Source organism: Caballeronia catudaia, from assembly GCF_001544755.2.
Lineage (GTDB): Bacteria > Pseudomonadota > Gammaproteobacteria > Burkholderiales > Burkholderiaceae > Caballeronia > Caballeronia catudaia.
The window spans coordinates 261,727-276,639 of the sequence record NZ_FCOF02000004.1; the positions used below are offsets into that span (position 1 = coordinate 261,727).

A 14,913-nucleotide genomic window follows, 5' to 3' on the forward strand; every position below is an offset into this window, starting at 1 on the left:
GGTTTTCCACGGTCTCTCATCTGTATCGCCGCCCCATTCGACCACGCTTGAAGAACCATCAATACGGGAACGATATGAACACGAAGCGACTGTCTGGAATGCTGGCGGCGGCGTGCGTCGCGGCAGCGAGCCTCGCCGCCTATGCCACGAGCGCGAGCGCGGAAACCACGTTGCAGCGCATTCAGCGCACCGGTGAAGTGCGCATCGGCTATGCGAACGAAACGCCCTTCGCCTATACGACGCCCGATGGCACCGTGACCGGCGAATCGCCGGAGATCGCGAAGAAGGTGTTCGCGAAGCTCGGCGTGAAGAAGGTCGATGCAGTGCTGACCGAATGGGGCGCATTGATTCCGGGCCTGAAAGCCGGCCGCTTCGATGTGATCGCGGCGGGCATGTACATCACGCCCGAGCGCTGCAAGCAGGTCGCCTTCGCCGATCCGCAATACCAGATCCCCGATACGCTGCTGACGATGAAAGGCAATCCGAAGAATCTGCACAGCTATGCCGATGTCGCCAGGCAACCGGACACGAAACTTGCTGTGATGGCAGGAACGGCCGAGCTCGGCTATGCGCGTCAGGCAGGCATCAAGGATGACCAGATCCTGCAGGTTCCGGACACCACCGCGCAATTGCAGGCGGTGCGCGCGCGCCGCGCCGATGCCGCCGTCGGCACCGCGCTCACGATGAAGGGTCTCGCATCGAAGGGCGGCCCGCAGGTCGAGGCGATCAGCCAGTTCAACGACGATCCGAAACACACTGGCTACGGCGCGCTCGCATTCCGCCCCGAAGACACCGATCTGCGCGACGCCGTGAACAAGGAGCTGCATCAATGGCTCGGCACCGAAGATCATCTGAAGACGGTCGCGCCGTTCGGCTTCGACAAGTCCAACGTCACGACCAAGAAGGCGCCGGAACTGTGCGCCGGCTGAGCATTCGCGCATCGCAACGCGCAGCGTTCATCAATTAGCGAGGAACCGTCATGAGTGACCTCAATGAGCTTTTGCCCTTGATGATGAAGGGCACGCTCGTCACGATCCAGATCGCCGTCATCAGCATCCTGCTCGCGATCGTGATGGCGGGTGTCGCGACGGCGTTGCGCGCCGCGCCCTACCGTCTCGTGCGCTGGGCCGGCAACGTGTATGTCGAAGTGTTTCGCGGCACGTCGCTGCTCGTGCAGTTGTTCTGGCTGTTCTTCGTGCTGCCGCTGCCGCCTTTCGATCTGAAGCTGACGCCCTTCACGGTCGCCATCGTCGGACTGGGGCTGCATTACGGCGCGTATGGCTCGGAGATCCTGCGCGGCGCGCTGCGCTCGGTGCCGGGCGGCCAGTATGAAGCGGCGCTCGCGCTGAACATGCCGGCGGCCGCGCGGCTGCGTCGCATCGTGCTGCCGCAGGCGATGATCAACGCGCTGCCGCCCGCGACCAACCTGATGATCGAACTGCTCAAGGGTACGTCGCTCGTCTCGCTGATCACGCTTTCGGACCTCACGTTCCGCGCGCGCCAGCTCGACGAAGCGACGTTCAAGACCGCCGAAGTCTTCGGGCTCACGTTGCTCATCTACTTCGTGCTGGCGCAGGTGATCGTCGCCGTGATGCGCGTGTTCGAGCGGCGCGTGAGCAGTCATGTCGCGATTCGCAAGATCAGCCGCACGCCCGAGGGAGCCGCATCATGACCACGCTCGGCCAGCTCTTCGATGTGAAATACGCGCTGCATATCCTGCCCGAACTCGCGCGCGCGGCTATGTACACGATCGGCATCACGCTCGTCGGTTTCGCGATCGCGCTCGTGCTCGGCCTCGTGCTCGCGATCATGCGGCGCAGCGACTTTGCACCGCTCGCGAAAACGACCGCGTTCTTCATCGAGTTCATCCGCAGCACGCCGCTGCTGATTCAGGTGTACGTGCTCTTCTATGTCGCGCCGCTGTATGGCTTCACGATGTCCGCGTTGATGGCGGGCACGCTCGGCATCGCGGTGCATTACGCGTGCTATGTGTCGGAGGTCTATCGCGCGGGGCTCAACGGCGTCGCGCGCGGACAGTGGGAGGCATCGTGCGCGCTGTCGATCCCGCCGTGGCGCACTTATACCGGCGTGATTCTGCCGCAGGCGATCCGCCCGGTGATTCCCGCGCTCGGCAACTATCTCGTCGCGATGTTCAAGGACACGCCGGTGCTCTCCGCGATCACCGTCGTCGAACTGATGCAGCAGGCGAAGAACATCGGCTCCGAGACATTCCGCTATCTCGAACCGATCACGATGACCGGAATCTTCTTTCTCATCATCAGCGTGACATTCGCCTCGGGCGTGCGTCACATCGAACGGCGCGTGAGGCTGCCATGACCGCCACCCACATTCAGGAGCAGCACATGAAGCGAGACCTCGACCCAGCGCTTGGCGCGGCGGCTGAGACACAGGCGAACGCGGCGATCGTGCGCTTTCGCAATGTCACGAAGCGCTATGGCGCGCTGACCGTGCTCGACGGCCTCGATCTCGATGTCGCGCCCAACGAGAAAGTAGCGATCATCGGGCCGAGCGGCTCGGGCAAGTCCACGCTGCTGCGCGTTCTGATGACGCTCGATCCCTTGACCGATGGCGTCATCGAAGTGGACGGCGAGCCGCTCACGCACGAGATGCGCGGCGGCAAGCTCGTGCCCGCATCGCCGCGCCATGTGCGGCAAGTGCGCAGCAAGATCGGCATGGTGTTTCAGAGCTTCAATCTGTTTCCGCACATGACCGCGCTCGCGAATACGATCGAAGCGCCGATGAGCGTGCTCGGGTTATCGAAGAAGGAAGCGACCGAGCGCGCGCGCGAGTTGCTCTCGATGGTCGGCCTCGCCGAAAAGTGCAATCACTATCCGTCGCAGTTGTCGGGCGGACAGCAGCAACGCGTCGCGATTGCGCGTGCGCTCGCCATGCGCCCGAAGATCATGCTGTTCGACGAAGTGACGTCAGCGCTCGATCCCGAGCTCTGCGGCGAAGTGCTCAACGTGATCCGACGCCTCGGCGCGGAGCACAACCTGACGATGCTGATGGTCACGCACCAGATGGGTTTCGCGAAGGATTTCGCGGATCGGGTGTGCTTCTTTTCGCAGGGCAAGATCATCGAGCAGGCGCCGCCGCAGCAGTTCTTCACCGCGCCGCAGCATGAGCGCACGCGTCAATTTCTGCGCGCGGTGACGGAAGCGCTTTGATCTCTCGATAGCTTTGTCGCGGTCCGATAATTGCTTCGCGCTCTCCGTATGGCTTTGTGCTTCAGCCAACGGAGAGTGCAATGTCCCCCACCTTGCATAGAGTCGCGCGTTTCGCGGATCTCGCCGCCGAACGCGGCACACGCGTGTGCATCAAAAGCGACGAAAAAGACGCGAAGGAAACGCCGATTCTTCTCGTGCGCGATGGCGACGCCGTTCGCGCCTTTACTGCCGAATGTCCCCACGCAGGCGGCCCGCTCGATGAAGGTGCTATCTGCAATGGACGCATCGTGTGTCCGTGGCACAAGGGCACGTTCGAGGTTCGCGACGGCAGTCTCATCGAACCGCCGCCGTTGAAGGCATTGACACGCTATGACGCGACCGTGAAGGACGGGGATGTCTACGTGTCCTTGCCGCCCGCCGATAGCGGCGCGGTGAAAGAGACCCGTCATTCGAACGAGCGGACCATGCTGATCGTCGGCGCGGGCGCGGCGGGCGCGGCGGCATGTTCGGCGTTGCGCGAGGCGGGCTTCGACGGCCGCATCGTGCTCGCGGGCGACGATGCGCGCGAGCCTTACGATCGGACGTCGCTCAGCAAATTCACGCTCGCGGGCGACATGCCGCCCGATGACGTTCCGCCGCTGCTCGATGAGGATTTCTTCGCGAAGCACGGCATCGAGCGCATCGAATCGCAAGCCGTTCGTCTCGATGCCGCGGACAGGCACGCCGAATTCGCGAACGGCCGGAAGATCGACTACGAAGCCGCGCTCGTCTGCACGGGCGGCATGCCCAAGCCGCTCGAGATCCCCGGCTCGAATCTCGAACATGTTCATCTGCTGCGCACGCGTGACGATGCGCGCGCGATTCTTCAATCGCTCGAAGGGCGCAGGCGCGCGGTGATCGTCGGCGCGAGTTTCATCGCGCTCGAAGCGGCTTCTTGTCTGAGGAAGCGCGATATCGACGTGACGGTCGTCGCGCCCGGCAAGGTGCCGTTCGCGAAGCAGTTCGGCGAGCGCATCGGCGAGATGTTCAGGAAGCTGCACGAGAAGAACGGCGTGACCTTTCATATGAACGCGCGCGTGAGCGCATTCAGGGGCGGCAATGCGGTGCGCGAAGTGATCCTCGATACCGGCGAAAAGCTCGCGGCCGATGTCGTGCTCGCCGGAACGGGCGTCGGACCGGCGACATCGTTTCTGTCGGGCATCACGCTCGACGACGATGGCGGCGTGCGCGTCGATGAAACCATGCTCGCCGCGCCCGCGCTCTATGCAGCCGGCGATATCGCGCGTTTTCCGCTGCCGCGCTCGGACCAGAGCGTGCGCATCGAGCACTGGCGCGTCGCGCAGCAGCATGCGCGCGTCGCCGCATACAACATGGCGGGCAGCCCGCGCAAATACGTGGGCGTGCCCTACTTCTGGACCTATCACTACGAGAAGACATTCGATTATCTCGGGCATGTGAAGGAGCCCGACAGCATCGAGATAGACGGCGATCCGGACGCGCAGCATTTCATCGCGTATCTGATGAAGGATGGCCGCGTGGGCGCGGTCGTCGCATGCGAGCACGACGCCGCCGTGTGCCGTCTCGCCGAAGCGATGCGCGAACCGCTCACGCTCGACGACGCGCGGCGCATCGCGAACGCATGAGCGACGGACATGGCCGCATCGAAGAAGCCGCAGCCCGGCGTCCAACCGGAGCAGGCGCCCGAATCGCTCGATGAATGCCGGCGCTGCGCGCTCTGGGAACACGCGACGCAAGCCGTGCCGGGCGCGGGTCCGCGTCATGCGCCGATGATGATCGTCGGTGAGCAACCAGGCGATCAGGAAGACGTGCAGGGCAAGCCCTTCGTCGGACCGGCTGGCGCGATGCTCGATCGCGCGCTCGAAGAGGCCGGCGTCGCGCGCAAGGAGGTGTACGTGACCAACGCCGTGAAGCACTTCAAATGGGAACCGCGCGGCAAGCGGCGCATGCACAAGACGCCCGCGCAACGCGAGGTCGATGCATGCCATTACTGGCTCGATCGCGAAACGGGCGATGTCGCGCCGAAGGTGATCGTCGCGCTCGGATCGACCGCGCTCAAATCGGTGCTGCGCGATTCGAAGGCGACGTTGCAGGCGTCGATGGGACACGCGATCGAGCACGAAGGGCATGCGATCGTCGCGACGTATCACCCTTCGTTCGCGTTGCGCGCGCCCGATCCCGAAACACGCGAGCGCGCCTACAAGGCGATCGTCGATGCGCTGCGCGAGGCGCATCGACTCATCACGCATCACAGGACACGATGATGGCAACCGCTACGAAAACGGCATCGAAGAAGACCAGCAAGACACGCGGCGGCAAGCGTCCGAGCACGCGGCAGAGGCACGCGCTCGCGGGCGCGCGCAAGAAGCCCGAGCGTTCTGCGCACCGCTGGTCGCATCACGTGATGGAAACGAGCGACGCGATGGATATCCAGCGCGATATCTTCAAGACCGGCAACGCGCAGGAAATCGCCGATTCGCTCAAGCGCTCCTCGACGCGCAGCACGCGTCGCAAGGGCTCGCCGTTTCAATCGGCGATGGCGATGCTCAACTTCTATATCAATCGCGCCGGGCGTAATTTGCCGAAGTCGCGCAAGAGCACGCTGGAACGCGCGAAAAAGCGCCTGCGCGAAGCATTCGGACGCAAGCCATGAATGCGATCGCGCGCGGCCTCACGAATGCGAGACCGCGCGCGTTACTTCCTGCCACTTCTCCAAGATGATCAAGGTTGACGCTGGCCACCCTGATGCTGCGGTAACGGCTGATTCTGCTGCCGCTGGCCGGTCTGACCTTGTTGCGGTTGCCCCGGTGACTTTTCGTTTTGACCGTGCTGCCTGTGAGAATCGCTCGATTCATTCGGCTTGGACGGCTGGTTGCCCGTTTGCTTTTGGTTTCCGCTCATAAAAGCCCTCCTGGCTATGTCATCGCACGCAGGAAGCCGCGCGACGACGTTTGCAGTGGTAAAAGCCGCGGCTTGCGCCGCAACTTCATGTGAGCATCGCGCGTACCAGAACCGAAGTCCGGCGCGGCAAGGGGTTGCGCGTCGCTGCTCCTCCGCGCGCGTGCAAAAACTTCCAGAAACCTGCAAACCTTGCACGCCGGGAAGGAACGCTGTTTGCTGCGCTGTTTGCTGTATTCGAAGCCCATACACCCTACTCACGCGCAAGGAGACGGCGATGGCGCAAGAACCTCCTCTCAATCCCGGCGATGAAGCCGAACCCGGCGCACCCGGCAGCGGCGAAGATCTCTGTCCGGACTGCAATGGCTCGGGCAAGCGCGACGCGGCGGACTGCAAGACATGCGGCGGCACGGGCAAGGTGACGCAAGGCATCGGCGGCGGTTGAATCGGCGTTTGAATCACTCGTCAGGAGCTTTCGCTTGAAGACCAGAACAAAAAAATTTGCGCAGGCTGCCGCGTTCGCGATGATGCTCGGGAGCGGCGCGGCCATCGCCGACGACTACGCTCAGGACTTCGGCCCGAACCCGACGCTGCCCGCGCCGCATAAATCTCTGATGCCGACGGTGAACATCGCGCCCGCGAAACCGTGGCCGCAAGGACAGCAGCCCACCGCCGCCGCGGGCTTCACCGTGAACGCCTTCGGCACGGGGCTCGATCATCCGCGCTGGCTCGCGACGCTGCCCAATGGCGATGTGCTCGTCGCTGAAAGCAACGCGCCCGAGAAGCACGACGAGAACGCCGGCATCAAGGGTTTCGTGATGAAGAAGGTGCAAAAGCGCGCGGGCGCCGCCGTGCCGAGCGCGGACCGCATCGTCCTGTTGCGCGATGCCGATGGCGATGGCGTCGCGGAAACGCGCAGCGTGTTCATCGACAAGCTGCATTCGCCCTTCGGCATGGCGCTGGTCGGTGACGAGCTCTACGTCGCGAATACCGATTCGATCATGCGCTTCAAGTACGAAACCGGCGCGACGCAAATCACGACGCCCGGCGAAAAGTTCATCGATTTGCCCGCCGGCGACATCAATCATCACTGGACCAAGAACATCATCGCGAGCCGCGACGGGAAGAAGCTCTACGTGACCGTCGGCTCGAACAGCAATGCGGCGGAGAACGGCATCGACGCGGAGAACGGGCGCGCGGCGATCATGGAAGTGGATATCGAAACCAGACAAGCGCGCCTGTTCGCCACCGGCTTGCGCAATCCGAACGGCATGGCATGGCAGCCGCAAAGCGGCGCGCTGTGGACTGTCGTGAACGAACGCGACGAACTCGGCAACGAGCTCGTGCCGGACTATCTGACTTCCGTGAAAGACGGCGCGTTCTATGGCTGGCCGTACAGCTATTACGGACAGCATGTCGACAATCGCGTGAAGCCGCAGCGCGCGGATCTCGTACAGGCGGCGATCGTGCCCGACTATGCGGTCGGCGCGCATACGGCGTCGCTCGGACTCGCCTTCTACGACGGCAGCGCGTTTGCCGAACGCTATCGCAACGGCGCGTTCATCGGTCAGCACGGCTCGTGGAACCGCAAGCCGAGAAGCGGTTACAAGGTCATCTTCGTGCCCTTCGAGAACGGCAAGCCAGCCGGTCCGCCCGAGGATATCCTGACGGGCTTCGTCTCGTCGGATGGCCATGCGCTCGGACGTCCTGTGGGCGTCGCGGTCGATGGCAAGGGCGCGTTGCTCGTCGCCGACGATGTGGGCAACACCGTGTGGCGGGTCGCGCCCGCCGCGAAGTGAATGGCCGCGAGAAAGCCCAGGCGAACCGAACACGGTGCGCCGAGTCTCTTCGCGCTCGCGGAACGGCAGATCGTCGCGCTCTACGATGCCGGCGTCATGTCGCCCGCGGTGCTGCATCACGTCGTCGCGGGGTATGCGGATAGCGGCATCGACTGGAACGAGGAAGGCACGCTGCAAACCGTCGATGGCCATACGGTGCAGCAAGCCGTCGTGCTCGTCATGATGCCCGCGCGCGGATTGAAGAGCGCGCAGAAGGATTTCATGTCGGTCGTGGCGCATCTCGCGGCAAGCGAACCGCGGGCGAACGCAGCAAAGGAAGAAGCAGAAGCAGAACCCGAAGAAGACGAAGACTTGTTGAGCCAGCTAAGCGGTGACGACCCGCCATCGAAAAGCCGTGCAGCAGCAAAGAAGAGCACGCCCGCCGAGCCGAAGCGCGCGGCGTTCAACCCGCTCGTCGGCGCGCGTGCCGTGCAAGCGCGCAACAAGCGCTGATCACACTCAATGCGGCACGCCGGGCGCCATGAGATCGAGCAGATCGTTCATGTTGAAGGGCTTTGCGAGGATCGGCACGCCGAGGTGCTTCGCGCGCTCTATTTCGTCCGCGTAGCCCGTCATCAGCACGAGCTTTTGCGAGGGCAGGCGCTTCGCGATCTGCTCGGCCAGATCGATGCCGTTCATGCGGCCGGGCATCTGCACGTCGGAGAGGACGAGATCGAAGCCGTAGCCCTCGCCCAATAGCGCGAACGCGGCATCCGCGCTCGCTTCGTGATGCACCGCGCAGCCGAATACCTGGAGCACCGCGGTCACGCCCGCCGCGACATCCGGGTTGTCTTCGACGAGCAATACCGACGTGCCGCGCAACGGCGCGTCTTCTTCATCGACGGATGCGGGCGCGGCCGATGGCGGTGCGATATCGGGCGGCGCACTGACTTCCGTCTGCACCGACACCGGCTCATGATGCCGCGGCAAATAGAGCCGCACCGTCGTGCCCGAACCCGCCACGCTCGTGATGCGCGCCGTGCCGCCCGCCTGCTCGCACGCGGCCAGCACTTGCGCGAGCCCGAGGCCCGTGCCCGCGCCGCGCTGCTTGGTCGTGAAAAGCGGCTCGAACGCGCGCCGACGCACTTGCTCGGTCATGCCTTCGCCATTGTCCGTGAGCGACACGAGCACGTATTCGCCGTCGGGGATATCGATCTCCGCGCCGCGCACGCGCGCATTCTGGCAGCGGATCACGACGCGCCCGCCGTGCGGCATCGCATCGCTCGCATTCACGGCGAGGTTCACCAGCGCGAGCTCCAGCTCGATCGGATCGGCCATCACCTTCCATAAATCGGGCGACAGCTCCAGCGTCACCGTGATCGACGGATGCACCGATTTCTTCACGAGATCGATCACCTTTCTCAGCCAGTCGGCGGGATCGACGATTTCCTGCTTGAGCGGCTGCTTGCGCGCGACGCTCATCAGCCGCCGCGCGAGCGATCCGGCGCCGGCGGTCGCGCGCTCCACCGCGAGCACTTCGTTCTCGACGTCGTTGAAGTGCTTATGGCGCGCGAGGTCCATGTTCGCGCCGACGACCATCAGCAAGTTGTTGAAGTCGTGCGCCACATTCGCGACGAGATTGCCGAGCGCGCCCATGCGCCGCAATTGCCGGCTCGATGCCTCGATGGACAGGCGCGTCGCGACTTCGGCCTGCCAGCGCTCCCACGCCGCCTGTTCCGCATCGAGCCGGCGAATCGAGAACCCGATCAACAGCCATATGCCGATGCACGGCAACGCCGCGATCGCCGCGACGAACGCGAGATTCTTGCGCCAGCTCGCCTCGACGACCGAGGTCGCATAGCCCGTGGCGACATAGAGCGGAAAGTCGCCGACGCGCCTGAACGCGAGCAGGCGCTCGACATGATCGACGCTCGATAACATGCGCACGTTGCCGTACAGCTCGTTGTTGCGAAACGCGTTGGTGAACGGCGTATTCGTTGCGGGCTGCACGGCCGTGTCCGCGCTCGCCGGCAGGCGCGCGAGGATGTTGCCGTCGCGTCGATAGAGTCCGATCACGACCGCGCGATCGCCTGCCGCGAGTTCGCGATAGAAGTCGGTGAAATAGTCGCGCTTCAGCGCAATCGACACGACGCCGAGAAATTTTCCGTCGTGGCCGATGCGGCCCATCGTCGTCGTGAACACGTCCGAGCGCGCGACCTTGCCGCGCAAGGGCAGCGAGAAGTACGTGACCGGCGCGACCGCGCGCGCGGAAGTGAAATCGTCGCGCTCGGCGATCGATATGACGGGCGCCGGATACCAGCGGCTATTCGCGAGCAGATCGCCTTTTTCGCCGAACACCGAAATCGCGGCGATCTGCGCGAGCGTGCCGCTCATGTCGTCGAGCGTGCGATGCAGCCCTTCTCCGCGGCTTTTGACGGTCGCGTCGTCGCTATCGCCGAGCAGATCGACGATGCGTGTCTCAAGTTGCTGATTCAGATCGATGACCTTGAGCGCGTGCTCGTTCGCCACGCGCGTCAGACGCTCGGTCAGTTCGCGCGCGTCCGCGAAGCGGCGCTCATGATCGTAGTAGCCGTAGATGCCGAGGCACGCGAGCGGAATCACGATCGACACGGCCAGCACGAGCAGCAGCAGCTTTCGCATCGACGCGAAATTGCGGGCGGGCAGCGGCAGATCGAATGTCGCGTTCTCTGTGGAGTCCAAGCGTTGCGTCTCCGAGGAAATCGACCGGTACACGATGACCGGCGCGCCCGGCGTGCAGGACGAACGAGGACAGCGCCGATCGCGCCCGGCTCTCTTACGATGTATTAGCGAAGGGCGTGCCTGCGCCAGTCGTCATAGGGCGTGATCGGCAGCACGCGCTTGTGATGCGTCGCATCGTAGAAGCGATAAACGGTCGTGTAGACCTCGTCGGAAACGTGCTTGCCTTCGAGGAAATCGTCGATGTCCTCGTAGCTGATGCCGTAGCTGTCTTCGTCGGGCTTCATCGGCGTGAGCGTTTCGAGATCGGCGGTCGGCACCTTTTTAAAAATCTCGACGCTTGCGCCGAGCGCCTCGGCGAGCGCGCGCACGCGGCGCTTGTTGAGGCCGCAGAGCGGCAGCACGTCCGCGCCGCCATCGCCGAACTTGGTGTAGAAGCCCATCAGCGATTCGGCCGCATGATCCGTGCCGATCACCACGCCCGCGTGCGCCGCGGCCACCGCGTATTGCGCGATCATCCGCTGGCGCGCCTTGATGTTGCCAAGCACGAAGTCTTCGTGACGCTCGTCGCGAAAGAGCAGCTCGCCCGCCTTCAGCGACTCGCCCATCGCGTCGGCGGCGGGCTTCACATTGACGGTGATCGTTTCATCGGGCTTGATGAATTCGAGCGCGCGCTGCGCATCGGCTTCGTCGCGCTGCTCGCCATACGGCAGACGCATCGCGATGAAACGTGCATCGACGTTACGCGCGCGCAGACGTTCGACCGCGAGTTGCGCGAGACGCCCCGCCGTCGACGAATCCACGCCGCCGCTGATGCCGAGCACATAGGTCTTGAGCTTCTGCGCTTCGAGATAGTCGGCAAGGAACGCGATGCGGCGCTCGCGTTCCGCTTCGAGATCGAAAACAGCGGGAACCTTGAGTTCTTCGATGATGCCAGGCTGGCGGGAGGCGTGATCGTTCGACATTATGTGTGCTCGCTTCGATGATGAACTTCGCTACGTTACAGCAAAGTCCGAGCCGCCTCATCGCGCGAGCGTCGGGATCAGCCTGCCATCTCGCGATCCGGCGTCGACGAGATGCGATGAATCGCGAGATCGGCGCCATTGAACTCTTCCTCGCGATCGAGCCGCAGACCGACCGTGAGCTTGATCGCGCCATATACCGCGGCGCTGCCCGCGAGCGCGAGCGCCACCGCGCCCACGGTGCCGATGACCTGCGACCATATCGACACGCCGCCGATGCCGCCGAAAGCCTTCTGCCCGAAGATGCCCGCCGCGATGCCGCCCCACGCGCCGCACATGCCGTGCAGCGGCCACACGCCGAGCACGTCGTCGATGCGCCAGCGGTTCTGCACGCACGTGAACATCTGCACGAAAAGCACGCCCGCGACCGCGCCGGCGATCAGCGCGCCGAGCGGATGCATCAGGTCCGAGCCCGCGCATACCGCGACGAGTCCCGCGAGCGGCCCGTTATACGTGAAGCCCGGATCGTTGCGGCCCGCGAACCAGGCGGCGAGCGTGCCGCCGACCATCGCCATCAGCGAATTGACGGCGACGAGGCCACTGATCTTGTCGACGGTCTGCGCGCTCATCACGTTGAAGCCGAACCAGCCGACCGCGAGCACCCATGCGCCCAGCGCGAGAAACGGAATGCTAGACGGCGGATGCGCGGCGATGCGTCCGTCCTTGTGATAGCGCCCGTGACGCGGCCCGAGCAGCAGCACGGCGGGCAGCGCGACCCAGCCGCCGAACGCATGCACGACGACCGAGCCCGCGAAATCATGGAACGGCGCGCCGAAAACGTGCGTGAGCCAGCCCTGGATGCCGAAGCGATCATTCCACGCGACGCCTTCGAGCAACGGATAGATGAAGCCGACGATCACGCAGGTCGCGAACAATTGCGGATTGAACTTCGAGCGCTCCGCGATGCCGCCCGACACGATCGCCGGAATCGCGGCGGCGAACGTCAGCAGAAAGAAGAAGCGCACGAGCGCATAGCCATTGTGCTCGGCGAGGATATCGGCGCTGTGCATGAACTGCACGCCATACGCGATGTTGTAGCCGATGAAGAAATACGCGAGCGTCGAGACCGCGAAATCCACGAGGATCTTCATGAGCGCGTTCACCTGATTCTCGCGGCGCACCGTGCCGAGTTCGAGGAAGGCGAAGCCCGCGTGCATTGCGAGCACCATCGCGGCGCCAAGCAGCAGAAAGAGAGTGTCGGTTCCGGACTGGAGTGCCTGCATGATCGAGCGGTCGTTGGGAAAAGGCCGCCTTATTTGCAAGTTCCGGGCCAAGTTGGCGCATTCGGCATCGGAACAGCGCGGGCTTTGTGCATGGCGGTTGAGGTTGGTGCAATGCCGATTATCGGCGTCCGATGCAATGCGCTCGATGTTGGTGCGTTGCCCCGTCAGGTCGCATCGCATGCACCGCTCGCGAGCGAAAGATTTCACTATGAAAGCCAAGGGTTGCTTATCTCGGCCACATCGACTACGGGAACGTGTGTTCGCACTCGAGCACTCACCTAAGGCCACCGACCACGAGGTGGCTCCAACCTGTGAATCGCGTCGGTTGCGGTCTGAGATCAGACCTGAGACCTGGGCAAGCATGGCCAATCCCGAGAATCAACGATCGCCGTCGCTGAAATGACGGGCGCACTTCCCATTCTGGACCTCGCGATCGGGCCGGCGCGAGAATCCAAACTGGGCGCTCCGGCAACCGGGACATGAAGGACTCCGCCGCATGGCTGTTTCCCATCACAGCAACCTGCTCGCTGCCGGCCTTCGCGACTTGCGCGGCGGTCTTGTGATGTCTTATGGAACCGAGCCGGGACGTGATTGACGGCCAAAGGCAGATCAATCGTCACCCTTAGCGATCTCCGAGAACGATTTTTTTAGATTTGAAATGAGAAATTCGCTTTCCGATGCCGTTTTTAATTTTGGTGTTTCCGGCTCTTGCGACATTGTCCTCTTGATTTCTTCCCCGATAGGAACTAATTTTATTCCGCCCACCATCTCATCACATCTTTTAGTTTGATTAGAGAAAAATACGTCGGGACCGATCCCACACAGCAACAACGTATTGCGAGCCAAGCTCGCGTCATTCACCATCCTCGGCACATTATCGTACTCATAGTGAGTGAACAACGCATTATTGTAGCTAACATAAATTGCAAATCTGTCTACGTTTTTATTATTGACTGAATATGAAGCCCCGTTCAGAAAAATTGTGTTTAATGAAGACCTTGAGCCATATCTGAACATATATACGTTAATATGCACCTTACTAAGCACCTCCTTGCCCCCTGTAACGACAAACGACGGCTCTGAATAGACAAAATTTTTCCACAATAAAAACAGAGTCGCAACAACGAGTAGCAACACCCCTATCAGGGCTCTACCTTTAGTTTCGATGGTCATTGAAATATCCCTGATGGGTAGATCGAATTTTTACTCCATTTATGTAACAGTGCATGGGTTTTGCGGGGTCGAAGTGTTCTTCGATATACTTTTGATCAGTTCGATGATTCGTGATATATCCGCCGATATCTGTTGCCTTCCAACCGCCTCCCATTCCCGCTGCTATCTGATAAGTTTCCCCCGCCCACCAGCCAGTGCGCATATCTCTCGCTGCCGAAGTAATCCGATAGTCAGGTAGAAATGATGGAACGGATTTGGTTGACTGCCCCCATACTTCGACGTTTTCGAAATTCTTTTTCGTTGAAAGCGTTTTGGCGAAATTTTTATAGTTCGTGGAATTAATATGATCCACAGGAGGAGCTTCGAGGGCCGAGTCGCAACCATATATAATGAATCTGGGACAATCCGAACTCCAATTGAAATCGATCGACTCCCAGCCTTCCAGTTTCATCTGGCCAAATTCGCCAGGAGTGTCGAAAGAAAATCTGGCAGGATTGACACTTCCGAGAGGCCCGTCTCCTCCGGAGTGAGAATGGCAGCTTATTTCTTTGACACGGACTTTAGACTTTCCACCAAATTTTTCGATATATCGAGGGATAATATCGATTATCTCTGAGACATCCTCGATATCCGGACAGTGAATCTCATGCGCCCGCTCCTTATACCAACTACTATTTTTTATGTTGTGCATTCTGGTTTTCGCTGCCTCGCTATACAGGTATCCACCAAACTTACCCTTCACCCAAAAAAGCAGAAAGAGAAGTTTCACTGACGGCACTTTTACTTCTTTTCGAGCAATATTCGAAACGGAAGAGGTAGTTGAGCTACCACAAACCATCCACCGTGCGTCCGGTTCACTATTTATGACTTTACTCATCAATTACCTGTTTGTCTT

At 61.9% G+C, this 14,913-nt stretch carries 16 protein-coding genes; 10 read left to right on the forward strand and 6 right to left on the reverse strand.

Translation table 11 applies throughout. The features are described from left to right. The first annotated feature begins 74 nt into the window (after positions 1-74). From ehuB to AWB75_RS06710, 7 genes are all read left to right on the forward strand, one after another. Positions 75-929: an ectoine/hydroxyectoine ABC transporter substrate-binding protein EhuB gene (gene ehuB, locus AWB75_RS06680; protein ID WP_061123276.1), complete on the forward strand. Its 855-nt coding sequence runs from the start codon at positions 75-77 to the stop codon at positions 927-929. Between the two features lie 50 nt (positions 930-979). Further along, positions 980-1,672 (forward strand): ectoine/hydroxyectoine ABC transporter permease subunit EhuC, encoded by a 693-nt coding sequence (gene ehuC / locus AWB75_RS06685; protein WP_200822934.1) that lies wholly within the window; start codon positions 980-982, stop codon positions 1,670-1,672. Next, on the forward strand, positions 1,669-2,337 hold the full coding sequence (ehuD, locus tag AWB75_RS06690) for an ectoine/hydroxyectoine ABC transporter permease subunit EhuD (RefSeq protein WP_061123277.1): 669 nt from the start codon (positions 1,669-1,671) through the stop codon (positions 2,335-2,337). The genes ehuC and ehuD overlap by 4 nt, the downstream gene beginning before the upstream one ends. A 26-nt stretch (positions 2,338-2,363) precedes the next feature. Then, on the forward strand, positions 2,364-3,188 hold the full coding sequence (gene ehuA / locus AWB75_RS06695) for an ectoine/hydroxyectoine ABC transporter ATP-binding protein EhuA (RefSeq protein WP_087039305.1): 825 nt from the start codon (positions 2,364-2,366) through the stop codon (positions 3,186-3,188). Positions 3,189-3,268: 80 nt separating this feature from the next. Continuing rightward, positions 3,269-4,831, forward strand: a complete 1,563-nt coding sequence (locus AWB75_RS06700) for an FAD-dependent oxidoreductase (RefSeq protein WP_061123279.1) — start codon at positions 3,269-3,271, stop codon at positions 4,829-4,831. A 9-nt stretch (positions 4,832-4,840) separates the two neighbouring features. Then, the gene (locus AWB75_RS06705) at positions 4,841-5,470 is read left to right on the forward strand and encodes a UdgX family uracil-DNA binding protein (protein WP_061123280.1); all 630 of its coding nucleotides are present in this window, start codon (positions 4,841-4,843) and stop codon (positions 5,468-5,470) included. After that, positions 5,470-5,859, forward strand: coding sequence for a DUF3175 domain-containing protein (locus AWB75_RS06710; protein ID WP_061123281.1), 390 nt, complete (start codon positions 5,470-5,472; stop codon positions 5,857-5,859). Before AWB75_RS06705 ends, AWB75_RS06710 begins: the two co-directional genes overlap by 1 nt. 262 nt (positions 5,860-6,121) lie before the next feature. On the opposite strand, the gene AWB75_RS36940 is transcribed toward AWB75_RS06710, so the two are convergent. Further along, positions 6,122-6,352 carry a hypothetical protein gene (locus tag AWB75_RS36940; RefSeq protein ID WP_143746407.1) on the reverse strand — a complete coding sequence of 77 codons (231 nt, stop codon included), beginning with the start codon at positions 6,350-6,352 and terminating at the stop codon, positions 6,122-6,124. A 29-nt stretch (positions 6,353-6,381) separates the two neighbouring features. On the opposite strand from AWB75_RS36940, the gene AWB75_RS38040 reads away from it, so the two are divergent. From AWB75_RS38040 to AWB75_RS06720, 3 genes are all read left to right on the forward strand, one after another. Next, complete coding sequence (locus AWB75_RS38040) at positions 6,382-6,549, forward strand: hypothetical protein (RefSeq protein WP_200822935.1); 168 nt, start codon at positions 6,382-6,384, stop codon at positions 6,547-6,549. Positions 6,550-6,628: 79 nt separating this feature from the next. Next, on the forward strand, positions 6,629-7,903 hold the full coding sequence (locus AWB75_RS06715) for a PQQ-dependent sugar dehydrogenase (RefSeq protein ID WP_061123282.1): 1,275 nt from the start codon (positions 6,629-6,631) through the stop codon (positions 7,901-7,903). Beyond that, a complete protein-coding gene (locus AWB75_RS06720; RefSeq protein ID WP_061123283.1) occupies positions 7,904-8,395 on the forward strand; it encodes a hypothetical protein in 492 nt (163 codons plus the stop codon). 6 nt (positions 8,396-8,401) lie between these two features. Here the strand turns inward: AWB75_RS06720 and AWB75_RS06725 are convergent, their stop codons facing one another. The 5 genes from AWB75_RS06725 to AWB75_RS36945 all read right to left on the reverse strand — a co-directional run bounded on the left by AWB75_RS06725 (position 8,402) and on the right by AWB75_RS36945 (position 14,895). Then, the gene (locus AWB75_RS06725; RefSeq protein WP_061123284.1) at positions 8,402-10,603 is read right to left on the reverse strand and encodes a hybrid sensor histidine kinase/response regulator; all 2,202 of its coding nucleotides are present in this window, start codon (positions 10,601-10,603) and stop codon (positions 8,402-8,404) included. A 104-nt stretch (positions 10,604-10,707) separates the two neighbouring features. After that, positions 10,708-11,565 (reverse strand): ammonia-dependent NAD(+) synthetase, encoded by an 858-nt coding sequence (gene nadE / locus AWB75_RS06730; RefSeq protein WP_061123285.1) that lies wholly within the window; start codon positions 11,563-11,565, stop codon positions 10,708-10,710. A 77-nt stretch (positions 11,566-11,642) separates the two neighbouring features. Then, on the reverse strand, positions 11,643-12,845 hold the full coding sequence (locus AWB75_RS06735) for an ammonium transporter (RefSeq protein WP_061123338.1): 1,203 nt from the start codon (positions 12,843-12,845) through the stop codon (positions 11,643-11,645). A gap of 609 nt (positions 12,846-13,454) precedes the next feature. Further along, complete coding sequence (locus AWB75_RS06740) at positions 13,455-14,018, reverse strand: hypothetical protein (protein WP_061123286.1); 564 nt, start codon at positions 14,016-14,018, stop codon at positions 13,455-13,457. After that, on the reverse strand, positions 14,002-14,895 hold the full coding sequence (locus AWB75_RS36945; RefSeq protein ID WP_143746408.1) for a hypothetical protein: 894 nt from the start codon (positions 14,893-14,895) through the stop codon (positions 14,002-14,004). Before AWB75_RS36945 ends, AWB75_RS06740 begins: the two co-directional genes overlap by 17 nt. Between the last annotated feature and the right edge of the window lie 18 nt (positions 14,896-14,913).